The following is a 22,534-nucleotide window of genomic DNA, read 5'->3' as shown; positions in this document are numbered from 1 at the left end:
CTCATGCCGCTGCCCACCAGCACATACCGGTTACAACTGCGGGGCGATGCCTTCACCCTGGCCGACGCCTCGGACGTGGTCGACTACCTGCACGACCTCGGAGTGAGCCATCTCTATCTCTCACCGATACTGACCGCGACCGACGGTTCGACGCACGGGTACGACGTCACCGACACCTCGACCGTCTCCGCCGCCCTCGGCGGGCGAGATGCATTGACCCGCTTGCACACTCGGGCTGCCGAGGTGGGCATGGGGATCATCGTCGACATCGTTCCCAACCACGTCGGGGTGGAGGATCCACGACAGAACGCGTGGTGGTGGGACGTTCTGCGGCGCGGTCGTGACTCGGAGTTCGCCACCTACTTCGACATCGACTTCGCAGCCGACAACGGAGTGGACGGAAAGATCGCCATTCCCGTGCTCGGCAGCGCGAGCGATGTCGCCGAGCTCACCGTCGACCGCTCCGAGGACGAGCCTCTGCTGGCGTTCTACGAACACCGCTTCCCCATCGCCGACGGTACCGACGGCGACGACGCCCAGGCCGTGCACGACCGTCAGGCCTACCGCCTCGTCAGTTGGTCCGCCGGGCTGATCGGCTACCGGCGCTTCTTCTCGGTGAACGGCCTGGCCGGTGTCCGACAGGAAGACCTCGACGTCTTCACCGACTCGCATCGCCAGGTGGCGAGCTGGATCGAGGACGGGCTGATCGACGGATTACGCGTCGATCACCCCGACGGCTTGGCCGATCCTGCCGGATATCTGACCGAACTACGCGGGCTGCTCGGTCCCGACCGCTGGCTGGTGATCGAGAAGATCTTGGCCGACGGCGAACCGTTGGACGAGTCGCTGCCCGTCGACGGCACGACAGGGTACGACGCGTTGGCGGCCGTGGGCGGGATATTCGTCGACCCGGAAGGGGCACCGGCACTGACCGCACTGTCGCAGGTACGCTCCGGCATCGCCTACGACGACGAGACGTTGCACGAGTCGGAACTCGATCTCAAGACCGCTGTCGCGCGCGGCGACCTGTCCCCCGAGGTGCGACGGCTCGCCCGCGCCGTGGTTCGTGAATCGGGTACCTCCATCGAGCTCGAATCGGTGATCGACGCCATCGTCGCCGTTGTTGCCGCAGTTCCGGTGTACCGCACCGATTACGCACCGCTGGCCGGTGTGCTTCCGGGTGTCGTCGCCGCTGTCGGTGAAGAGCAACCGGAACTGGCTGGTGGTCTCGACGCTCTGACAACAGCCTTGATCGCCGGTACCGAATCCCCCGTGCGGTTCGATCAGGTATGCGGCGCCGTCACGGCCAAGGGTGTCGAGGACTGCCTGTTCTACCGCGCCAACCGGTTGATCTCGCTGCAGGAGGTCGGCGGCGATCCCGCTCGGTTCGGTTGCAGCCCAGCGTACTTCCATCTGAAGAACGCCGACCGCGCGAAGCGCTGGCCCGCCGCGATGACGACACTGTCCACTCACGACACCAAACGCGGTGAGGACGTCCGGGCGCGTATCGGCGTGCTCTCGCAGACGCCGGAGCTGTGGGCCCGGTCCATCGCCGATTGGGAGGAGCTGACCCCGAGCCCCGATGGCACCACCGGAATGTTCTTGTGGCAGAACGTCTTCGGTGTCTGGCCGGTCGACGGGGTGATCACCTCGACCCTGCGGGAACGGCTACACGCATACGCCGAGAAGGCCATCCGCGAGGCCGCTCTCCGTACCACGTGGACCGATCCGGACGAGGAGTTCGAGACTGCCGTACACACGTGGCTCGACGCGATCATGGACGGCCCGGTGGCGCGTTCGATGACGATGCTCGTCGAAAAGCTTTCGCCCCATGGACACTCCGACGCACTCGGTCAGAAGTTGCTCACACTCGTCGGTCCCGGAATCCCGGATGTGTATCAGGGCACCGAGCTGTGGGAGGACTCGCTCGTCGACCCCGACAACCGCAGACCCGTCGACTACTCGGTACGCCGCTCGGTTCTGGCCGGACTCAACGGATCCGCGCCGTCGGTCGATACCGGTGCCGCGAAATTGGCCGTGGTTCGTTCCGCACTGACGGTACGACGCGAACGGCCTGCGAGCTTCGTCGGCGGTGGTTACACGCCTATCGTCGCGGACGGGACCGCGGCCGAGCATGTCGTCGGATTTGCCCGAGGTCCGTTGCCCGGCAACTCCGATGTGGTTGCGCTGGCCACGAGGCTGTCCCTCGGCCTCGCCGAGACAGGGTGGGGCGAGACGACCGTGACGCTGCCCGACGGTCGGTGGCGCGACCGCATCACCGACGTCGAACACAGCGGGACCGTTGCGGTCGCCGAGCTGTTCGCCTCCCTGCCGGTTGCACTTCTGGTGCGCGACAACGAAGGAGAGTCAGCACGATGACATCCTCGACCACTACATCCCCGGCCACGACCCGTGAATTCGCAGTGTGGGCACCGACCCCAGAACGAGTACGGCTGCAACTGGACGACTCGATCCACGACATGGAGCAATCCTCGGACGGCTGGTGGCGAGCAGAGGTGGCCGCCGCCGCGGACAGTCGCTACGGATTTCTCCTCGACGACGCCGAGAAGGCGCTGCCGGATCCACGCTCGCCTCGGCAACCCGACGGTGTGCACGAATTGTCCCAGGTGTTCGAGGTCGATCCGTCGTTGTGGACCGACTCCGCATGGACCGGTCGTCAACTCCCCGGGTCGTCGATCTACGAACTCCACATCGGTACCTTCACCCGCGAGGGAACGTTCGACGCGGCGATCGACAAGCTCGATCACCTCGTCGACCTCGGCGTGTCTTTCGTCGAGATCATGCCGGTCAACGGATTCAACGGCGTGCACAACTGGGGTTACGACGGCGTCCTCTGGTACACCGTGCACGAGGCCTACGGTGGCCCGGAAGGGTTGCAGCGCTTGGTCGATGCATGCCACGGCCGCGGGATCGGTGTGGTTCTCGACGTCGTCTACAACCATCTCGGCCCGTCCGGGAACTACCTGGAACGCTTCGGTCCCTACATGACCGAGGGGGCCAACAGCTGGGGCCAGGCGATCAACTATGCCGATGCAGACTCGGGCGAGGTGCGTCGATATGCCCTGGACAACGCGTTGCGCTGGTTCTCCGAGTTCCACATCGACGCGTTGCGTCTCGATGCGGTGCACGCCATCGTCGACCACACCGCGGTGCATCTCCTCGAGCAGCTCTCGATCGAAACGCGCACCCTGTCAGCGCATCTCGGCCGTCCACTGACCCTGATCGCCGAGAGCGACCTCAACGATCCGTCGCTGATCACGGCGCGGTCGGGTGGCGGCTACGGACTCGACGCACAGTGGGACGACGACATTCACCACGCGATCCATGCTGCGGTCTCCGGAGAACGGCAGGGCTACTACGGCGACTTCGGGTCGTTGCAGGGCCTGGCGAACACGTTGCGGCAGGGCTTCTTTCACGCCGGAACGTACTCCAGCTTCCGCGGCCGAATCCACGGGCGACCATTGGACACCCGCCGCATTCCCGCGAGCTCTCTGGTGGCCTACACGACCACCCACGATCAGGTCGGCAACCGTGCGATCGGAGATCGCCCCGGCTTCTACCTCTCCCCCGGGCAGCTCGCGATCAAGGCAGCTCTGGTACTCACCTCGCCCTACACTCCGATGCTGTTCATGGGCGAGGAATGGGGAGCGTCGACTCCGTTCCAGTTCTTCACCTCGCATCCCGAACCCGAATTGGGCAAGGCCACAGCGGAAGGACGCAAAGCCGAGTTCGCCGCACATGGCTGGGACAAGAGCGACATCCCCGACCCACAGGATCCCGAGACGTTCACGCGATCGAAATTGAACTGGTCGGAACTGGGCGACGGCGATCACGCTCGGCTACTGGCTGTCTACCGAGACCTACTGGCCCTGCGCCGCGAAAGGACCGAACTGACCGACCCGTGGCTCGACCACGTGAAGGTCGAGTACGACGAGGATTCCCAGTGGATCGCGGTTCGCCGCGGCCGCGTCAGCGTGGTGTGCAATCTGTCCGAGTCCGCGGTGACGGTGCCGGTCGGCGGCTCCGCACTGCTCGAGTGGGAGCCGACGACCTCGAACGACACCGGTTCTGCCACCACGGTTCCCGGTCACTCCTTCGCGGTGCTCGAATCCTGACGGTGCCGTAGGTTCACCAGCACGAACACGGCCGTGACCGCAAGGACAGCCGCGGTGGCGACGGCCGCAAAGTGCATGCCCGAGACGAACGCGGCATGCGCGGAGTCCAGGAGGACCGTCGCCACCGAGTCCGGTAGATCCCGGGCCACCGCGTCCGCGCCGCCGAGCGTTTCGGCTGCCCTGGCACCGAGCTCGGGTGTGAGCTGCGAGGTGTCGATCCCGCGTCGGAAGATGGCCATGACGACCGTGCCGAGGATCGCCACTCCCAGCGCAATGCCCAGCTCGTACGCGGTTTCGGACACCGCGGACGCAGCCCCGGCTCGCTCGGGTTCGACGGCGCTGACCACCAGGTCGGATGTCAGAGTGAGCGCGAAGCCGACGCCGGCACCCACCAGGACGAATCCGGCGATGAACAACGCAGGGCTGGTGTCCGTGCCGAGACCGACCAGGATGCCCGCGCCCGCAGCGGCGGCGATCATGCCTGCGCCGAGGACCGTGCCAGCGGTGAAGTACCGAACCAGAACCGCCGCGAGCAGTGAGGTCACGATGCTGGCGGCCGTGCCCGGCAGCAACAGCAGTCCGGCTTCGAGCGGGCTGTTGCCCAGGACGAGCTGCAGGTACTGCGAACCGAAGAACAGCACGCCGGCGAGTGCGAACACGGACAGGAAGTTCGTCGCCACACCCGTCGAAAAGGCACGGTTGGCGAACAGCCGGATATCGATCATCGGGGCGTCCAATAGTCGCTGCCGTCGCACGAACACCACACCGGCGATCACGCCGACGACGGCGGAGACCACGTAGGCCGGATGAAGGCCGTGCGCTGCGATCTCCTTGACCGCGAACACGATCGGAACGATAGCGAGCATCGACAACGCCGAGCTGGGTAGGTCGAATCGGCCCGGGTTCGGATCCTTGGACTCGGGAATCACCAACGGCCCCAGCGCGATCAGCGCGATCATGACGGGAATGTTGATGAGAAACACCGAGCCCCACCAGAAGTGCTCGAGCAACCACCCGCCTACGAGAGGACCGGCGGCTGCGCCGCCGCCCGCCATTGCGCCCCAGACGCCGATAGCGGTCACCCGTTGGCGCGGATCGAGGAAGATCGTGCGAATCAAGCCGAGAGTGGCGGGCATCAAGGTCGCGCCGGAGATACCCTGCAGAACTCGCGCCGCGATGAGCATCTCCGGGCTGGTCGAGACAGCCGCAACGAGAGAGGCGATTCCGAAGCCCGCGGCTCCGATCAGCAGTAGGCGACGCCGACCGATCCGGTCACCGAGCGTGCCCATCGTGATGAGCAAGCCGGCCAGTACGAACGAGTACACGTCGATGATCCACAGCAGCTGATTGCTCGACGGTGCCAGATCGGCGCTGATGAACGGCAGGGCGAGGTCGAGCACGGTCCCGTCGACCGCGATGAGAAGTACGGCAAACGCGAGCACCACCAACCCGAACCAGTCGCGCGCGGTGGCCTTGGGGGCCGATCCGCCGTCGATCTCGTGCACCGCACCGGTTCGCACGTCGCTCACCATCACTCCGTTTCGCCCGCCCGGTTCGCGACCGGGCTCGTTCTCGATACCAACCGTCCAGCCGGTACAGCACTGAAGACTACAGCGAACCGTCCAGCCGGTAAAGTGAGTTTCATGTCATCGGACACCCGCGACCGAATTCTGGATTCACTCGAGACGCTGCTCCTCGAACACGGCATGACCAAAGTGACCCTGGACAGCGTCGCTGCCGCAGCCGGGGTATCGAAGGGCGGCTTGCTGTATCACTTCAAGACCAAGGACGCATTGGTCGCTGCCATGGTCCGACGGCTCGCCGTTCAAGCCGATCAGCAACGAGCCGACGCCGGCGCAGGTGGCACCTCCGTCGCGGAGTGGTATCTGCAACCACCCGATTGCATTTCGGAGAAGGAAATCGCGCTCTACCGCTCCACGCTGGCGGCACTGCGCAGCGTCGACGGAAACTCGGGCGAGGTGCAAGACGCCGTCACGGACATGATGCAGCAGTGGGACGAGGGTTTACGCACCGAGATCGACGATCCGGTGCAGGCCGAGATCATCCGACTCGTCGGCGACGGGATATACCTCGGAGCCGTCCTCGACCTGCCCGCCGTCGACCCCGAACTGCACAAGCGGGTAGTCGACCGCCTGCTGGGCCGGTGACTCAGGTCAAGTAGCGGTAGACCGGCGAGCCCGGCTCCAGCTGCTCCACCTGAAGGTGCGAGGACCGCATACGTTCGAGGAGGGCCGAAAGGCCGTGCGCCGCACCGAGTTGAATGCCGACGAGCGCGGCACCGGTCTCCCGGTTGTTTCGCTTGACGTACTCGAACAAGGTGATGTCGTCCTCGGGCCCGAGTACCTCGTCGAGAAAGCGACGCAATGCGCCGGGCTCCTGCGGAAAGTCCACGAGGAAGTAGTGCTTGAGGCCGAGGTGGACGAGCGATCGTTCGAGAATCTCGCCGTACCGTGAGACGTCGTTGTTTCCCCCGGACACAAGGCACACGACGGTACTTCCCGGTGCGATGTCGAGGTGCTCGAGCGCGGCTACCGCCAACGCGCCTGCGGGCTCGGCGATGACCCCCTCGTTCTGGTAAAGCTCGAGCATTGCGGTACAGACCGCGCCCTCGTCGATCTGGGTGATCAGGAACGCACCGGGGCCGGAACTCTCGAACACCGGCGCGGTGATCAGGGGCAACGATGCATGGGACACCACCGTCGCGCCCAACGACTGCAGCGCCGCGTACGGAACATCGCCGATGCGCCGGACCGCTGCCCCGTCGACGAACGGATCGATATCGGACAGCGTCACCGGCCCACCGGCCACCAACGCAGCGGTCATCGACGCAGCACCGGATGGTTCGACGCCGACCAACGATGTCTGCGGAGCGCGCTCACGCAGATAGCTCGAGATGCCCGCGATGCAGCCTCCCCCGCCGACGGGCATCACCACCACATCGGGTGTGCCGCCGAGCTGATCGACGATTTCCTTGGCGATCGTCCCCTGGCCCGCCACCGTTCGTGGATCGTCGAACGGTGGGACCATCGTGGCACCGGTGCGGGCCACGTCCGCGGCAGCCGCGGCAGCTGCCGCGTCGAACGTGTCGCCGATGACGATCAGCTCCACGAAGTCGCCTCCGTGGACCCTGATTCGGTCACGCTTCTGCTTGGGGGTGTTGGCCGGCACGTAGATCCGACCTCGCACTTGCATGGACCGACATGCGAACGCCACACCCTGCGCGTGGTTCCCGGCGCTCGCCGTCACGACACCGACGCTGCGCTCGGCGTCGGTCAATTGGTCCATCAGGTTGTACGCGCCGCGGATCTTGTACGAGCGGACGATCTGAAGGTCTTCGCGTTTGAGGTAGACGGTCGCTCCGGTCTCTGCCGACAGGCGCTCGCACAGCTGGAGCGGTGTCGCAGCGACCACCGAGGAGATTCGCGTCGCAGCTGCATCGATGTCGGCCGCGGTGACGGCTACCGACGACGGGTGCTGGGAGGCGAGCTCAGGTGATGAAGACACCAGCACATGCTGCCACCAGCGTGGAACGGTCACCCACTCGGGACCGTTCCACGGGCCGGCCGGCTGCGCTCAGGCGCGGGCGAGGACGAACAGCGGGATCTCCCGGTCGGTCTTCTTCTGGTAGTCCGCGTAATCGGGGTAGGCCGCGACCGAGCGTTCCCACCACACGGCTTTCTCGTCGCCGGTCACCTCCCGAGCGACGTAATCATGCTTTTCGGGTCCGTCCTGGAGCTCCACCAGCGGCTCGGCCTTGACGTTGAAGTACCAGACGGGGTGCTTCGGTGCGCCACCGAGGGAGGCCACGATGGCGTACTCCCCATCGTGTTCCACCCGCATCAACGGCGACTTGCGCAGCTTTCCGCTCTTGTTTCCCTTGGTGGTCAGCAGCACGACCGGCATCCCGTTCATCGTCGTGCCTTCGGTTCCGCCGGAGTTCTCGTACAGCTCGGCCTGCTTTCGGGCCCAGTCGGATGAACTCGGTTCGTATTCTCCTGTCAATGGCATGGTTTCAGTCAACACCCACGGCCGCGGAGACGCCACCGAATCTCGACGGTTCCCTGCTCGACGCAGTGAGTTCGGTGGACCGAATCTTTGCGTGGGTATAGTCTGAACTTCACCCGCCGGACACCCGAATCATCGAATCGGGCGGGCGTACCCGAGGAGGACGCGATGACCTACACGAGCAACCAGGTGAGCGGTCGAACTGTCCCCGTTCTGCGCACGATCGATGTCGCCGGCGTCGAATGGCCTCTGTACAAGCTCGAGGCCTTGGCGATCGGGCTGGTCGTGTTCGTCGCCACGCTCGCCCTGATCGGATCGCTGCAGGCAGCCGTCCTCGGCGGCGCAGCAGTGGCAGTCGCCGCGTGGTGGACTCTCCGGTTGACCGAGGCCCACCCCGCTCGGACCGGCTCACCCCGTCAGGCAGCCGGGCCCCAGTAGCGCCTTCAGGTCTCCCATCAACGCCGACGTCGGCGTCACCCTCAGACTGTCGTCGAGTTTCATCGTGGTGATCTTGTCGCCACTGACCAGACGCAGATGGACATCCGAGGTCCCTGGGTGGCTGATCAGAACCCGCTTGAGCGCACCGACCTTGTCTGCCGTGCACAGGCGCGTAGGCAGGCTCACCGCGAGAGGCTTGTCGATACCGATCGCCGAAAGATCGGGCACAGCAAGATCGTTCGCGATCAACGACACCCGGTCGTCACGCACCGACACGCGCCCTTTGACGAGCACCACCGAGTCCTCGGTGACGTCGGCACCGAACACCGAGTACGCCTGCGGGAAGAACAGCACCTCGATGCCGCCTGCGAGATCCTCGAGCTGAGCCGACGCCCACGTCAGGCCGTTCTTGTTGATCCGCCGGTTCACCGAAGCCAGAATGCCGCCGACGGTGACCTGGGTGCCGTCCTTGATGTCCCCTTCGAGAATGGTCGGGATGTTGCAGTCGGACTTCGCGGCCAACATGTGCTCGACACCGAGCAGCGGGTGACCCGACACGTAGAGGCCCAGCATTTCGCGCTCGAGGGCCAGACGGTGCTTGGACTCCCACTCCTCGTCCGGCACGCGGACGTTGAACACCGAGGAAATGGACTCGTCGGCGTCCTCACCGCCGAACAGATCGAATTGACCGATCGCCTCGGCCTTCTTGGTGCCCATCACCGCATCGATCGCGTCGGCATGGATCAACATCAGACCCTTGCGCGGATGATCGAGAGAGTCGAAAGCGCCTGCCTTGATGAGAGATTCGGTGACCTTCTTGCTGCACGCGATCGCGTCGATCTTGCCCAGGTAGTCCGAGAAATCTGTGTATTTGGATTTGTCCGACCGCGCTCTGATGATCGACGCGACCACGTTCGTGCCGACGTTGCGCACCGCACCGAGACCGAACCGGATGTCCTTGCCCACCGACGCGAAGTTCAGCTCGGATTCGTTGACGTCCGGGGGCAGCACCGTGATACCGAGCTTGCGGCAGTCGGCCAGGTAGATCGCGGCCTTGTCCTTGTCGTCACCGACACTGGTGAGCAGGCCGGCCATGTACTCGGCCGGATAGTTGGCCTTGAGGTACGCCGTCCAGTACGAGACCAGGCCGTATCCGGCCGAGTGCGACTTGTTGAACGCGTAGCCGGCGAACGGGAGCACGGTGTCCCACAGCGCCTTGATCGCGGCCTCGGAGAAGCCGTTGTCCAACATGCCCTGTCGGAATCCGGCGTACGCCTTCTCGAGCTCGGAGAGCTTCTTCTTTCCCATGGCACGACGCAGCAGGTCGGCCTGGCCCAGGGTGTACCCGGCGACCTTCTGTGCGAGCTGCATGATCTGCTCCTGGTAGACCACCAGACCGTACGTCTCGCCGAGAATCACCTTGAGCGGCTCTTCAAGCTCGGGGTGAATCGGCTTGACCTCCTGCCGCCCGTTCTTGCGGTCGGCATAGTCGTTGTGCGAGTTCATGCCCATCGGACCCGGGCGGTACAGCGCCAGCACGGCGACGATGTCCTCGAAACCGGTGGGCTGCATGCGGCGCAGCAGGTCTCGCATCGCGCTGCCGTCGAGCTGGAAGACACCGAGAGTGTCTCCGCGAGAGAGCAATTCGAAGGTCGCCGGATCGTCGAGCGGCAATGCGTCGAGATCGATGTCGATGCCGCGATTGGCTTTGATGTTCTCGATCGCGTCACCGATGACCGTGAGGTTTCGCAGACCGAGGAAGTCCATCTTCAGCAGGCCGATGGCCTCGCACGACGGGTAGTCCCAGCCGGTGATGATCGCGCCGTCCTGGGCGCGCTTCCACACCGGGATGGCGTCGGTGAGCGGCTCCGAGGACATGATGACCGCGCAGGCGTGTACGCCCGCGTTGCGGATCAGGCCTTCGAGGCCCTTGGCCGTCTTGTAGATCGTCGCCACGTCGGGGTTGGAGTCGATGAGCGCCCGGACCTCGACGGCCTCCTTGTAGCGCTCGTGCGACGGATCGGTGATGCCGGCCACCGAGATGTCCTTGGCCATGATGGGCGGCGGCAGAGCCTTGGTGATCTGATCGGCGATGCCGAAACCGGGCTGGCCGAACTGCACACGTGCGGAGTCCTTGATGGCAGCCTTGGTCTTGATGGTGCCGAAGGTGATGACCTGCGCAACCCGGTCGCTACCCCACTTCTCCGTTGCGTAGCGCACCATCTCGCCGCGACGACGATCGTCGAAGTCGATATCGATATCGGGCATCGAGACGCGCTCGGGGTTGAGGAATCGCTCGAAGAGCAGCCCGTGCGGGAGCGGATCGATGTTGGTGATGCCCATGGCGTAGGCAACCAACGATCCGGCGGCGGAACCACGGCCCGGTCCGACGCGGATGCCGACGGCTTTCGCGTGGTTGATCAGGTCGCCGACCACGAGGAAGTAGGCCGGGAAGCCCATCTCCAGGATGACCTTGATCTCGTACTCCGCCCGCGCGAGGTAATCCTCGGCCGGACCGTCGGGGAACCGCCGTTCGAGTCCGGTCATGACCTCGTGCCGCAACCACGTCCCCTGCGTGTGTCCCTCGGGAACCGGGAAGATGGGCATCCGGTCGCGGTGCGCCCACACCTCGTCGTAGGGCTGGACTCGCTCGGCGATGAGGAGCGTGCTGTCGCAAGCACCGGGCACCTCGTCGTCCCAGAGTGCACGCATCTCGGCAGCGGACTTGAGGTAGTAACCGTCGCCGTCGAACTTGAAGCGAGTGGGATCGCTGAGCGTCTTACCGGTCTGGATGCACAGCAGAGCCTCGTGGTTCTCGGCGGCGTCCTTCGTGACGTAATGGCAGTCGTTGGTGGCCAACGGCGGAATGGACAGCTTCTTGCCGATGTCGAGCAGGCCTTCTCGGACTCGCCGCTCGATGGACAGACCGTGGTCCATCAACTCGAGAAAGAAGTTGTCCGGTCCCCAGATCTCCTGCCATTTGGCCGCGGCCTCGAGGGCTTCGCGGTCCTGGCCCAGACGTAGGCGCGTCTGTACCTCACCGGACGGGCATCCGGTGGTGGCAATGATGCCCTCGGCGTGGTGAGCGATGATCTCCTCGTCCATGCGGGCCCACTTGCCGAGCTGACCCTCGATGGACGCGAGCGAGGACAGCTTGAACAGATTGCGCACGCCGGTCGCGTTCTCCGCCACCATCGTCATGTGCGTGTACGCACCGCTACCGGAGACGTCGTCGGACTTCTGGCTACGATCGCCCCACAGCACGCGCTTCTTGTTGAACCGGGATTCGGGAGCGATGTAGGCCTCGATGCCGATGATCGGCTTGATGCCGGCCTTCTTGGCCTCGTTGTAGAACTCGCTGGCTCCGTACATGTTGCCGTGGTCGGTCATGCCGACCGCCGTCATCTCCAACCGCGCCGCCTCGGCGAACATGGCCCCGATCTTGGCGGCACCGTCGAGCATCGAATATTCGGTGTGGTTGTGCAGATGAACGAACGAATCGGCCACGAAGGTTCTCTCCTGAAGGTCGTGCGTTTTCGAAATTACGAGCCGCGAATGCACCCACTCTAGGCGGTGAAACCGACAGATTTTTCAGGCCGACGGTGTGTCCTGGGAGGACGTGACGGGTGTGACGAACGAGACTGAAGTTGCCTCATTCGGCGGGAACCGGCCCGTCGTCCGGCAGCGGCCCGACGACGTCGATGTACTGCGGAAGCAACGGCTCGACGGCGAACTTCCCGGACACCGCGTCGGGCGGGAGTGCCTGTACCGCTCGCACCCCGTCGCGGCCTGCTACTTCGCTCAACTCGGCCGCGGTGCCCCGCAAGACCAACGTCACCACGCATGCGCATCCGTTCAGCAACCGGCGCTGCGACACCGCGTCTGTCTGCGCCTGCCGGTCCTCCACGCCGATCGATTCCTGGATCTGGCCGGCCGCGCGCGCGGTCGCATTCAGTACCGACCGTTCACTGCCTGGAACACCGACCGTGAGGATCGGAGTTTGCACGCGATCGAGAGGTACTCGAAGGAGCACCATCGAGATGCGCACGCCGTTCGCGGCGGCGTAGGCCTGTTCGGCGGTGAGTTCACGATCGAACGACACCGATCCCCAGCGAGGTTCGGCATCGTCGCCGGGCAGGCTCGCCTCGGCGCGAGCCAGATAGTCGGTCACCTGCTCGCCGCTGTCCGGGCCGAGGCGGTCGGTGCCCACACGCAGTTGCCGTTGCGGGTTCAGATGGCCGACGACGGCCAGGCCACCGACCACCAGAGCGATCGTGACGACGGCACCGACCACACCCGAAAATCCGCGCATCACGCTTTCCGGAGCACCTCGAGAGCGTGTTCGAGGTCTGCCGGGTACTTGCTCTCGATCTCGACCCAGCGGCCGTCGGACGGATGCGCGAAGCCGAGCGAACGCGCGTGCAGCCACTGACGTTCCAGGCCCAGCCGTTCGGCCAACCGAGGGTCGGCCCCGTAGGTCAGGTCGCCGCAACACGGGTGCCGCAGCGCCGAGAAGTGCACGCGGATCTGGTGCGTGCGTCCGGTTTCCAGGTGGACGTCCAGCAGGCTCGCGGCCTGGAAGGCCTCGACCGTGTCGTAGTGGGTGACGCTGGGCTTGCCGTCCGCGCGGACGGCGAACTTCCAGTCGTTGCTGCCGTGCCGTCCGATCGGAGCATCGATGGTTCCACTGCTCGGATCCGGATGTCCCTGCACCAGGGCGTGGTAACGCTTGTCGATCGTACGAGCCTTGAACGCCCGCTTGAGCACGGTGTATGCCCGCTCCGACGTCGCGACCACCATCACCCCGGACGTTCCAACGTCGAGTCGGTGCACGATGCCCTGACGCTCGTGCGCGCCGGACGTGGAGATTCGGAAACCGGCGGCCGCGAGGCCGCCGATGACGGTCGGCCCGGTCCAGCCCACACTGGCGTGCGCGGCGACGCCCACCGGTTTGTCGACTGCCACCACGTCGTCGTCGGCATAGAGAATCTCCATGCCTTCGACCGGCTCGGCCTCGATCGTCAACTCACGTGCAGGTTCGGGCAGAGTCACTTCGAGCCACGACCCACCCGAGAGGCGATCGGACTTCCCGACGGCACTGTGATCGACCAGCACCGAACCCTCTTCGGCCAAGGCTGCGGCGACCGTGCGCGAGAGCCCGAGAAGTCGCGCCAGGCCGGCGTCGACGCGCATGCCGTCCAAGCCGTCGGGCACCGGCATGGAACGCGATTCCCTCACGAGTCGGCCTTCTGCGAGGCATCGGACGTGGACTTGGTCACCCGTTCGCCGTTGGGCTCGAAACCGAACAGGCTGAGCGCGACGAGCAGGATGGCCCCGCACACGATGGACGAGTCGGCGACGTTGAACACCGGCCACCAGCCCACCGACACGAAATCGACCACATGACCCTGGAACGGGCCCGGTGCGCGGAAGAACCGGTCGATCAGGTTGCCCAGAGCGCCGCCGAGAACCAGACCCAGCCCCAACGCCCACCACGGCGAACGCAGCGTTCGACCGATCTTCACGACCCCGATCACCACGGCCACGGCGACCAGCGTCAGCAACCACGTCATTCCGGTGGCCATCGAGAACGCCGCACCGGGATTGCGCACCAGCCGCAGAGTCACGACGTCGCCGATGATCTCGATCGGGTTTCCCGGCTTCACGAAGTGCACCACCACGATCTTCGTGATCAGGTCGAACAGCAGAATCACTGCCGCGATCGCCACCAGGAGTCGGGTCCGCAGAGGTGCGGCGGGCCGAACCGCAGCACTGTCGGCACCGGACACCTGCTCGTCTGCAGCCTCGTGGGGGTCGGGGGTTGCACTGGTCTCGGTGGTCGGATCGTCGGGTCGGTCGTCACTCACCCGTCCATCATGGCGCATCGACAACCGTCGGTCCGCATCCGAGCCGCGTGGTAGCGGTCTGCGCACCCGGTGTCATCAGTAGCCTGGTGCCCGTGAAGTCGACCGAACGCACCCGCACCGTCCGCTCCGGCTTCGTGGCCGCATCCTGCGCAGTGGCTCTACTGGCCGGATGCTCGAGCGGTGATTCGGATCCTGCACCCGAGCAGACCCCGTCCTCGAACGAGGTCACGATCGCAGTGACGCCCACGACCACCACCGTCGTCGATCCGGGTAGCGAGCCACGGCGCGCGCTCACCTTCGACAACTCCGACGCGGACGCGCAGAACCAGCGCGTCGACCTCACCACCACCTCGACCGTGCAGCAGCAGATCAATGCTGCTGCGCCGCAGGACTTCTCCAGTCCGGAACTGACCGTGCCACTGACTGCCTCGGCGTCCGACACCGTCCCGGACGAGGACGCGTCGAGCGGGGCCACGACCTCCGTCGAGCTGACCATCGGTGCCGCGACGTCACCGGATGCGGGACTGACCGACGCACTCTCCGCATCCGAGGGATCGACTGCGCGATTGGCCAGGACAGATTCCGGAGCGATCACCGCTCTGCACATCACGCCGGCCGACGATGCCCTCGACACCGCCCGAGCCGCGATCGAGCGCTCCTTGAACGCGGCCGTGTACCGATCCATCGACTTTCCCGACGCGGAAGTGGGGGTCGGCGCGGTCTGGACCGTCGATCAGCAAGTGCTCAGCGGCATCACACTGAACCAGCGCACCACGGTCACCTTGCGCGCCCTCGACGGCGACCGCGCGACCCTCGACGTGGCCATCACCCAGACGCCCGAATCGTCGGTATGGAATCTGCCCGACAACGCGGGCACGCTCAACATCGCGTCCTACACCTTCACGGGCGCGGGAACACTCGACGTCGATCTCTCCCGACCACTTCCGGTCGGAGGTTCGATCACCGCAGGCGGCGAGCAGATGTACACCGACCCCGACAGCACCACGGTGCTTCGGCAAACCGTCGGCGATTCGATCACCTGGACTGCCCGATGACGCGCGGCGCCACCCGGGTACTGGCGACGTTGTCGATTCTCGGGATCGCTGCCGCCACCGGATGCAGCACGGACGAGCCTGCCGAAACGGCCACGCCTACCGTCACCACCGTCGCGGCTCCCGACCCGCTGCGCGGCCCGCCCATCACCGACCCGGCGGCGCTGACTGCAGCGATGCTGGGGCTCGCAGACCTGCCGGACGGCTTCTCCTCGATTCCCGATCCGGTTCGTGATCTGGGATTGGATCCGGCACCGGAGTACGACTCACCGGATCGCTCGAGCACCGACCCGGCCGAGTGCGCCGCCGTCCTCGCGCCGGTATCGCAACAGCAGGCCGGAGCCGCATCGAGCGCGGTGGTCCGCTTCTCCGGTCCGAATTTCTCGTCGATCGACGAGGACGCGGCGAGCTATCCCGCGCCGGGAGCCGCCGAGGCTTTCGCGAACATTCAGCGAGCGTGGGCCGAGTGCTCGACGTTCACCGGAACCGACGCGGACGGTATCGGCGTCGATTATTCGGTGGCGGGGCGCGATCAGACGACGATCGGCGACGCGTCAGCATCGATTCGACTGACCACCACGAGCGAGGGATTCACTCTTGTCTCCGACGTCGTGGTGGCGGTGGTCGACTCGACCGTGGTGCAGATCGTCGTCTCCGATCAGAGCGGACTGGAACCGGAGACCGTCACCGCCGTCGCGGGGTCGGCAGCGGATCGCATTCGATCGGCAGTGCCCAGCGCCTGACCGATGTCCCTACAGAAGACGAACTGCCGGTGACTCCCTCTCGAAAGAAGGTGGCACCGGCAGTTCGGGGTTGGTCAGAGACGATCGGCAGGACTCAGGGTGCGGGGCACGCCGGGCTGGTCAGCTGCGCGAGAGAAACGATGCCGCAGGCGTTCTCCTTGGAGAGCTTCCACACACCGTCCTCGGGGACGAACTTGAACGTGCCGGGGTTGGCCTGGCCGTTGAGCGTGATGGTGATACCGGCGTTGAGCTCACCGGTGCCCAGATCGTCGATGCTGGTGATCTCGATCTGTGCGTTGTTGGCCACTGCAGCGGCGGCGACCTGGTTGATCAGACCCGGATCCTCGGAAGCACCCTGGATCAGAGCAGCCTTCTCCTCGACCGGCACGTTGGGATCGAGTCCGCGGTTGAGTTCGGTGTTGAGCTGCTCGACGGTGGGCACCGGCGGGTAGTCCCCGCCCGCGGGTGGCGCAGCGGTGGTGGTGGCAGCCGTCGTCGTCGTGGCGGTCGGCTCGTCGCCGCCACCGGAGCTGCAGGCGGACATCGTCAGTGCACCGGCGATGGCGATACCGGCAACCATGGCCCGTCGGGTGTTGCGAAGCTTCAAGTGCTTGTCCTTTTCACTCTGAGTCACGTATCGATCGTTCTGTGACTCGTCGGTCGTCTGTATGGGGGTCGTCTCGGACCGAGTCCACTATGTCAGCTCGACTCGCCCGAGTCACAACGCGAAGGGCATACCTGTGAAACCTCACAGAGTTTCCTCAGCCGCGCCACAACTCAGGCCAAGCTGTCCAGAACATCGGCCGCGACCAGGTCGGTGTCCGATTCTGCAAAGGTGCGGGCCGTTCCCGGACCGGTGGTCCGCGTCTCGAAACGGACCGTCACCACCGAATGTCCCGCGCCCTGCACCCAGCCGTGACCGTACCGAACGTGCCGAACGTCCATACCCGGTTGCCACCGCGGGCCGTCCTCGACCACGGCGAGGCTCGCGGCCTCTTCCGTCGCCGGTAGCGGCTCGTCCGGGACCGGAGCAACCGGCTCGTACTCGAGTTCGGGGAACAACGATCCTTGCCGAACCGCGGACAGACCGGCGAGGCCCACGCCGACGAGCCGGATCGGTCCGACATCGACCGGATCGACCGCCAACCGCTGAGCAGTGGCCACGATCGTCTGCTTGTCCACCGTCGCGTAAGGCAAAGTCGCCGATCTGGTGATGATGCTCATGTCGGACTTACGCAATTTGAGCACGACCGTGCGGGCACCCCGGCCGTCCTTCAGCAAACGGCGATGGGTCGACTCGACGATGGACTCGATCGCCGGGCGTAGTTGCGCAAGAGTCGTCAGGTCGTTCGCGAACGTCGTCTCCGCACTGACCTGCTTGGCCTCGGCCCGCTCGGCCACCACCCGGTTGTCGATGCCGCGCGCCAGCTGATGCAGGCTCGGACCCATGGTGGCACCGAGAATCGACGCCACCTCCGACTCGGGCGTGGCCACGAATTTGCCGATGGTGTCGATTCCCAAGCGATGCAACCGTTCTCCGGCAACAGGGCCGATCCCCCACAACTTGCGCACCGGCAGATCCGCCATCAACTCGGCCTGAATTCCGGGCGCTACCACCGTGACGCCGTCGGGTTTGGCCAGACCCGACGCGATCTTGGCGATCTGTTTCCCGGACCCGGCACCGATGGAGGCGACGAGCCCGGTCTCAGCCAATACCAGCGCCCGCAGATCGGCGCAGAAACGCTCGACCTCGGCCACCGTCGCGCCCGCCAGCTCGAGCGGCTCGCCGAAGGCCTCGTCGATCGAGAGCTGTTCCAGTACGGGCATGCGCACGCGAAGCGCCTCGAAGGCACGTCTGCTCAGCTCCGAGTACAGCGGGAACCGCGGCGGCAGGACCACCGCGCCGGCACCGACGAGTCGACGGGCCTGATGCATCGGCATCGCCGAACGGGCCCCGAACGCCCGGGCCTGATAGCTGCACCCGGCCACGACGCCTCTGCCGCCTGCACCCCCGACCAGCACCGGCCGACCCCGCAGTGTCGGCCGCGTCAGCTGCTCGGCGGACGCAAAGAACGCGTCCATGTCCAGATGCAACACCCAACGCCGGCTCCGCAGAGTCCGATCGACACTGTCGGGCATGGTCAACGACAGCTGTCGGGCGACTCGGACGGGGCGTCGGCACCGAAGCCGAGCACACGTGCGGCACGCTCCGGTCCGGGATCGGACCACAGTGCCGAGTACTGCTCCGTCGTGGTCAGCGACCGTGTGTGCGCACGATCGATGTACAGCGTGCCGGCGAGGTGATCGCTCTCATGGGCCACGATCCGTGCGGGCCAGCCACGCACCACCTCGTCGATCTCTCGGCCGGTCTCGTCGGTGCACAGAAGCCGGACGTCCGCGGCGCGAGTGACGACGGCCTGATACCCCGGCACACTGAGGCAGCCCTCGTAGAACGAAGCAATGCGTCGTCCCACCGGGGTGTACCGAGGATTGATCAACGCTCGGAACGGCAACGGGGTCCGCTCCCGGACCCGGGCGACGTCCACCGCGACATCGAAGAGATCCTCGATCACTGCGATCTGCAACGGAATTCCGATCTGCGGTGCAGCAAGGCCGACACCGGGCGCATCGTGCATCGTCGCACGCATCACCTCGATCAACTCCGTCAACACTTCACGCTCGAGCTGGCCGGTGTAGCGCAGCGCCGGGGAACGCAGCACCGGATGACCGGCGGCGACGATGGGAACGACGCCGCCGCGAGCCTCGGAGAGACACTCGTGGACGGCATCGACCACCTCCTCCTCGGTCACGACGCCCCGGTGCCCCTCGCTCATATGCCCTCGGTCACGACGACTTCGTGATCGCTGCCCGGACTCCCTCACCGAGATCGCTGCCGTCGTCGCCGACCGAGCCGTCCACCAGCGACAACGCGAGTACCTCGCGCGCGATCAGATCCCGATGAGCGTCCAGCCACGCCCGTCGATGTTCGGGTACCTCGATGACGATGTCGATACGGTCGGACACATCGAGTCCGTGGCTACGACGCGCATCCTGCAGCTCACGGATGCGGTCCTTGGCCCAACCCTCGGCCTCCAGCTCTTCGGTGACCGCCGAATCGAGCACCACGAGCCCCGCGTTCCCGGGCAGCGGTGCCGTCGATTCCGGCTCCGCGGCAACGAGTCTGCGGGTGTACTCCTCGGGCAGCAACGCGATGCCTGCGGCGCTCACGACGCCGTCTTCGTCCTCGGACCAGTCACCGGCCTTGACTGCCTTGATGACCTTCTGGACATCCTTGCCGATCCGCGGCCCGGCAGCGCGTGCGTTCACTACGAGCTCGAATTTGCCGTGCACGGCAACGTCCTCGGTCAGATCCACCTTCTTGACGTTGACCTCGTCGGCGATGATGTCGAGGAACGGACGCAGCCGCTCGGCGTCGGCGGCCGCGACGGTCACCTCGGGCAGCGGCAGCCGCACGCGCAGATTCTGTGCCTTGCGCAGACCGAGCACCGTGGAGCACACGGTACGAACCTCGTCCATGCTGTCGACCAGCTCCGGGTCGGACGGCAACTCGTCGGCCGTCGGCCAATCCGTCAGGTGCACCGATCGGCCACCGGTCAATCCGCGCCAGACCACCTCACTGATCAACGGCAACAACGGAGCGGCGATGCGGGTGAGCACTTCGAGCACCGTGTGCAGGGTGTCGATCGCGTCGGCGTCCTCGCCCCAGAAGCGTGAACGCGACCGTCGCACATACCAATTGGTCAGTGCGTCACAGAACGTACGCAATTCGTCGCACGCCCCGGCGATGTCGTTCCCTTCGAGCGCGTCGGTGATCGCATCCCGCGTGGCCGACAGTTTGGCCAGCACGTACCGATCGAGCACGTGCGGAGAATCGGTCCGCCACTGCCCCGGCGTCGACGCGTAGAGCTGCAGAAAGCTCCACGCGTTCCAGATCGGCAACAGCGCCTGCCGTACTCCCTCGCGGATGCCCTGCTCGGTGACGATCAGGTTGCCACCGCGCAGGATCGGCGACGACATCAGGAACCACCGCATGGCATCCGAGCCGTCGCGGTCGAAGACCTCCTTGACGTCCGGGTAGTTCCCCTTCGACTTACTCATCTTCAGACCGTCGTCACCGAGCACGATGCCATGGGCGGCAACGGTTTTGAAGGCAGGCCGGTCGAACAGTGCAGTCGCGAGCACATGCAGGGTGTAGAACCAGCCGCGCGTCTGACCGTTGTATTCGACGATGAAATCGCCCGGGTTGTGTGTCTGGAACCACTCCTCGTTCTCGAACGGGAAATGCACCTGCGCATACGGCATCGAGCCCGATTCGAACCAGCAGTCCAGCACCTCGGGAACGCGACGCATCGTGGACTTGCCGGTCGGGTCGTCCGGGTTGGGACGCGTCAGGTCGTCGATGTACGGCCGATGCAGATCGGTGGGACGCACACCGAAGTCACGCTCGAGTTCGTCCAGGCTGCCGTACACGTCGAGACGAGGGTAGGCGGGGTCGTCGGACGTCCACGCCGGGATCGGGCTGCCCCAGTACCGGTTACGGCTGATGTTCCAGTCGCGGGCACCTTCGAGCCACTTGCCGAACTGGCCGTCCTTGATGTGCTCGGGCACCCAGGTGATCTCCTGGTTGAGCTCGACCATCCGATCGCGGAACTTGGTGACCGCGACGAACCACGACGGAACCGCCATGTAGATCAGCGGCTGACCACTACGCCAACTGTGCGGGTACGAGTGCTCGATGGTTTCGTGCCGCAGCAAGCGGCCCGAGGCCTTGAGATCCTTGATGATCACCGGATTGGCGTCGAACACCATCAGGCCCTCGTAGGGCGGCACCAACGACGTGAATTTGCCGCCCGCATCGAGCGGTTGCACGACCTCGATACCGTTCGCGGTGGCGACGTCCATGTCCTCCTCACCGAATGCCGGTGCGAGATGGACGATTCCGGTGCCGGAGTCGGTGGTGACGTAATCGGCCTCCAGAACGCGATGCGCATTCTCGTGGCCGAGGAAGAAGTCGTAGGGCGGTGCGTAGGCGAGGCCGACCAACTCCGCGCCGGTGTGCTCCGAGAGCACCTCCGGCTGCTCCCCCAGTTCCTTCGCATAGTGCGCGAGTCGGGCAGAGGCGAGCACGTACCGCTCACCGTCGGCACCGCGGACCTGAACGTAGTGCACCTCCGGATGCACCGCGATCGCAAGGTTCGACGGCAGCGTCCACGGAGTGGTGGTCCAGATCAGTGCGTTCGCGCCGTCCAGGGGTGTGCCCGGCGCCGTAAGGGGCATGGTGACGGTGACCGCGGGGTCCTGACGCATCTTGTACGCGTCGTCGAGCCGGGTCTCCTGGTTGGACAGCGGCGTCTGCTCGTACCAGCTGTACGGCAGCACTCGGTAGCCCTGGTAGATCAGACCCTTGTCGTGGAGCGTCTTGAACGCCCACATGACGGACTCCATGAAGTCGACGTCGAGGGTCTTGTAGTCGTTGTCGAAGTCGACCCACCGCGCTTGCCGAGTGACGTAATCCCGCCACTCGTCGGTGTACTGCAACACCGACTGCTTGCAGTAGGCGTTGAACTTCGCCAGACCCATCTCGTCGATCTCGGACTTGTCCTTGATGCCGAGTTGCTTCTCCGCTTCCAATTCGGCGGGAAGGCCGTGGCAGTCCCACCCGAAACGACGCTCGACCTTCTTGCCGCGCATGGTCTGGAACCGGGGCACGAGATCCTTGACGTACCCGGTGAGCAGATGGCCGTAGTGCGGCAGGCCGTTGGCGAACGGAGGTCCGTCGTAGAAAACGAATTCCTCGGCATCGGCGCGGTTGTCGATGCTGGCGCGGAACGTGCCGTCCTCGGCCCATTCGTGCAGCACGATGCGCTCGAGATCGGGAAACGGAACGCTTCCCGATCGGCCCTCGGCCAGATCCACCAGCGGGTACGACGCGTTCTCGGGGCGTGCGCTCGAATCTGTCATGTCTGTCTCCTCCGTGCCGGACGCGTACAGGACGCGACATCGATTGGCACGGGGACGACATTCGGCGATGGGGACGCCGAGTACCGCGGTACCACCCCGCTTGCTCGGACCGATGGAACTCGTCGGACCGAGCCTCTCCACACGAGCTGTGACGGGCTCACCCGTTCGGTTCTACTGAACAGCCCACTTCGGTCGTTGCAGACCGAATCGTCACTGTCGTTCTTCCGAAGGCTCCCCGGTGATGGCCGGATCGACGCCTGATTGTTCTTTCGTCTGACAACCGTCGAACT

General features: G+C 65.5%; 17 protein-coding genes. 6 read left to right on the top strand and 11 right to left on the bottom strand.

Annotation, left to right across the window (positions count from 1 at the left end; all coding sequences use genetic code 11):
• Positions 1-3 precede the first annotated feature (3 nt).
• Both treY and treZ read left to right on the top strand, forming a co-directional pair.
• Positions 4-2,379, top strand: a complete 2,376-nt coding sequence (gene treY, locus E4P29_RS05360; RefSeq protein WP_135042520.1) for a malto-oligosyltrehalose synthase — start codon at positions 4-6, stop codon at positions 2,377-2,379.
• A complete protein-coding gene (gene treZ / locus E4P29_RS05355) occupies positions 2,376-4,136 on the top strand; it encodes a malto-oligosyltrehalose trehalohydrolase (protein ID WP_167735384.1) in 1,761 nt (586 codons plus the stop codon). Before treY ends, treZ begins: the two co-directional genes overlap by 4 nt.
• Here treZ and E4P29_RS05350 read toward each other — a convergent pair.
• Positions 4,109-5,665, bottom strand: a complete 1,557-nt coding sequence (locus E4P29_RS05350) for an MFS transporter (protein ID WP_245154171.1) — start codon at positions 5,663-5,665, stop codon at positions 4,109-4,111. The genes treZ and E4P29_RS05350 overlap by 28 nt on opposite strands.
• A gap of 114 nt (positions 5,666-5,779) precedes the next feature.
• Between E4P29_RS05350 and E4P29_RS05345 the strand changes: the two genes are divergently transcribed.
• On the top strand, positions 5,780-6,304 hold the full coding sequence (locus E4P29_RS05345) for a TetR/AcrR family transcriptional regulator (RefSeq protein WP_027497323.1): 525 nt from the start codon (positions 5,780-5,782) through the stop codon (positions 6,302-6,304).
• 1 nt (position 6,305) lies between these two features.
• On the opposite strand, the gene ilvA is transcribed toward E4P29_RS05345, so the two are convergent.
• Entirely contained in the window at positions 6,306-7,661 is a 1,356-nt protein-coding gene (gene ilvA / locus E4P29_RS05340) for a threonine ammonia-lyase IlvA (protein WP_135042515.1), read from the bottom strand.
• A gap of 69 nt (positions 7,662-7,730) precedes the next feature.
• Positions 7,731-8,165, bottom strand: coding sequence for a nitroreductase family deazaflavin-dependent oxidoreductase (locus E4P29_RS05335; protein ID WP_135042514.1), 435 nt, complete (start codon positions 8,163-8,165; stop codon positions 7,731-7,733).
• 165 nt (positions 8,166-8,330) lie between these two features.
• Between E4P29_RS05335 and E4P29_RS05330 the strand changes: the two genes are divergently transcribed.
• Entirely contained in the window at positions 8,331-8,600 is a 270-nt protein-coding gene (locus E4P29_RS05330; protein ID WP_135042512.1) for a hypothetical protein, read from the top strand.
• Here E4P29_RS05330 and dnaE read toward each other — a convergent pair.
• The 4 genes from dnaE to lspA all read right to left on the bottom strand — a co-directional run bounded on the left by dnaE (position 8,571) and on the right by lspA (position 14,467).
• Positions 8,571-12,107, bottom strand: coding sequence for a DNA polymerase III subunit alpha (gene dnaE, locus E4P29_RS05325; protein ID WP_135042510.1), 3,537 nt, complete (start codon positions 12,105-12,107; stop codon positions 8,571-8,573). The two genes, E4P29_RS05330 and dnaE, sit on opposite strands and share 30 nt — an antisense overlap.
• Before the next feature lie 145 nt (positions 12,108-12,252).
• Positions 12,253-12,912 (bottom strand): hypothetical protein, encoded by a 660-nt coding sequence (locus tag E4P29_RS05320; protein ID WP_135042771.1) that lies wholly within the window; start codon positions 12,910-12,912, stop codon positions 12,253-12,255.
• Entirely contained in the window at positions 12,912-13,838 is a 927-nt protein-coding gene (locus E4P29_RS05315) for an RluA family pseudouridine synthase (protein WP_027497328.1), read from the bottom strand. Before E4P29_RS05315 ends, E4P29_RS05320 begins: the two co-directional genes overlap by 1 nt.
• Complete coding sequence (gene lspA / locus E4P29_RS05310; protein ID WP_245154170.1) at positions 13,835-14,467, bottom strand: signal peptidase II; 633 nt, start codon at positions 14,465-14,467, stop codon at positions 13,835-13,837. Before lspA ends, E4P29_RS05315 begins: the two co-directional genes overlap by 4 nt.
• A 92-nt stretch (positions 14,468-14,559) precedes the next feature.
• Between lspA and E4P29_RS05305 the strand changes: the two genes are divergently transcribed.
• Positions 14,560-15,522, top strand: coding sequence for a hypothetical protein (locus E4P29_RS05305; RefSeq protein WP_245154169.1), 963 nt, complete (start codon positions 14,560-14,562; stop codon positions 15,520-15,522).
• Positions 15,519-16,262, top strand: a complete 744-nt coding sequence (locus E4P29_RS05300; RefSeq protein ID WP_135042506.1) for a hypothetical protein — start codon at positions 15,519-15,521, stop codon at positions 16,260-16,262. Before E4P29_RS05305 ends, E4P29_RS05300 begins: the two co-directional genes overlap by 4 nt.
• Positions 16,263-16,356: 94 nt before the next feature.
• On the opposite strand, the gene E4P29_RS05295 is transcribed toward E4P29_RS05300, so the two are convergent.
• The 4 genes from E4P29_RS05295 to ileS all read right to left on the bottom strand — a co-directional run bounded on the left by E4P29_RS05295 (position 16,357) and on the right by ileS (position 22,244).
• A complete protein-coding gene (locus E4P29_RS05295) occupies positions 16,357-16,842 on the bottom strand; it encodes a hypothetical protein (protein WP_174557287.1) in 486 nt (161 codons plus the stop codon).
• Between the two features lie 197 nt (positions 16,843-17,039).
• Positions 17,040-18,401, bottom strand: coding sequence for a DNA polymerase IV (locus E4P29_RS05290; protein WP_135042505.1), 1,362 nt, complete (start codon positions 18,399-18,401; stop codon positions 17,040-17,042).
• Between the two features lie 2 nt (positions 18,402-18,403).
• Positions 18,404-19,096 carry a peptide deformylase gene (locus E4P29_RS05285; protein ID WP_167735383.1) on the bottom strand — a complete coding sequence of 231 codons (693 nt, stop codon included), beginning with the start codon at positions 19,094-19,096 and terminating at the stop codon, positions 18,404-18,406.
• Between the two features lie 10 nt (positions 19,097-19,106).
• Positions 19,107-22,244 (bottom strand): isoleucine--tRNA ligase, encoded by a 3,138-nt coding sequence (gene ileS / locus E4P29_RS05280; protein ID WP_135042504.1) that lies wholly within the window; start codon positions 22,242-22,244, stop codon positions 19,107-19,109.
• Between the last annotated feature and the right edge of the window lie 290 nt (positions 22,245-22,534).

The sequence above is a fragment of the Rhodococcus sp. 1R11 genome, from assembly GCF_004563845.1.
GTDB lineage: Bacteria > Actinomycetota > Actinomycetes > Mycobacteriales > Mycobacteriaceae > Rhodococcoides.
Note: the sequence above shows the minus strand (reverse complement) of the source record. Positions and strands in the feature narration are given on the sequence as shown.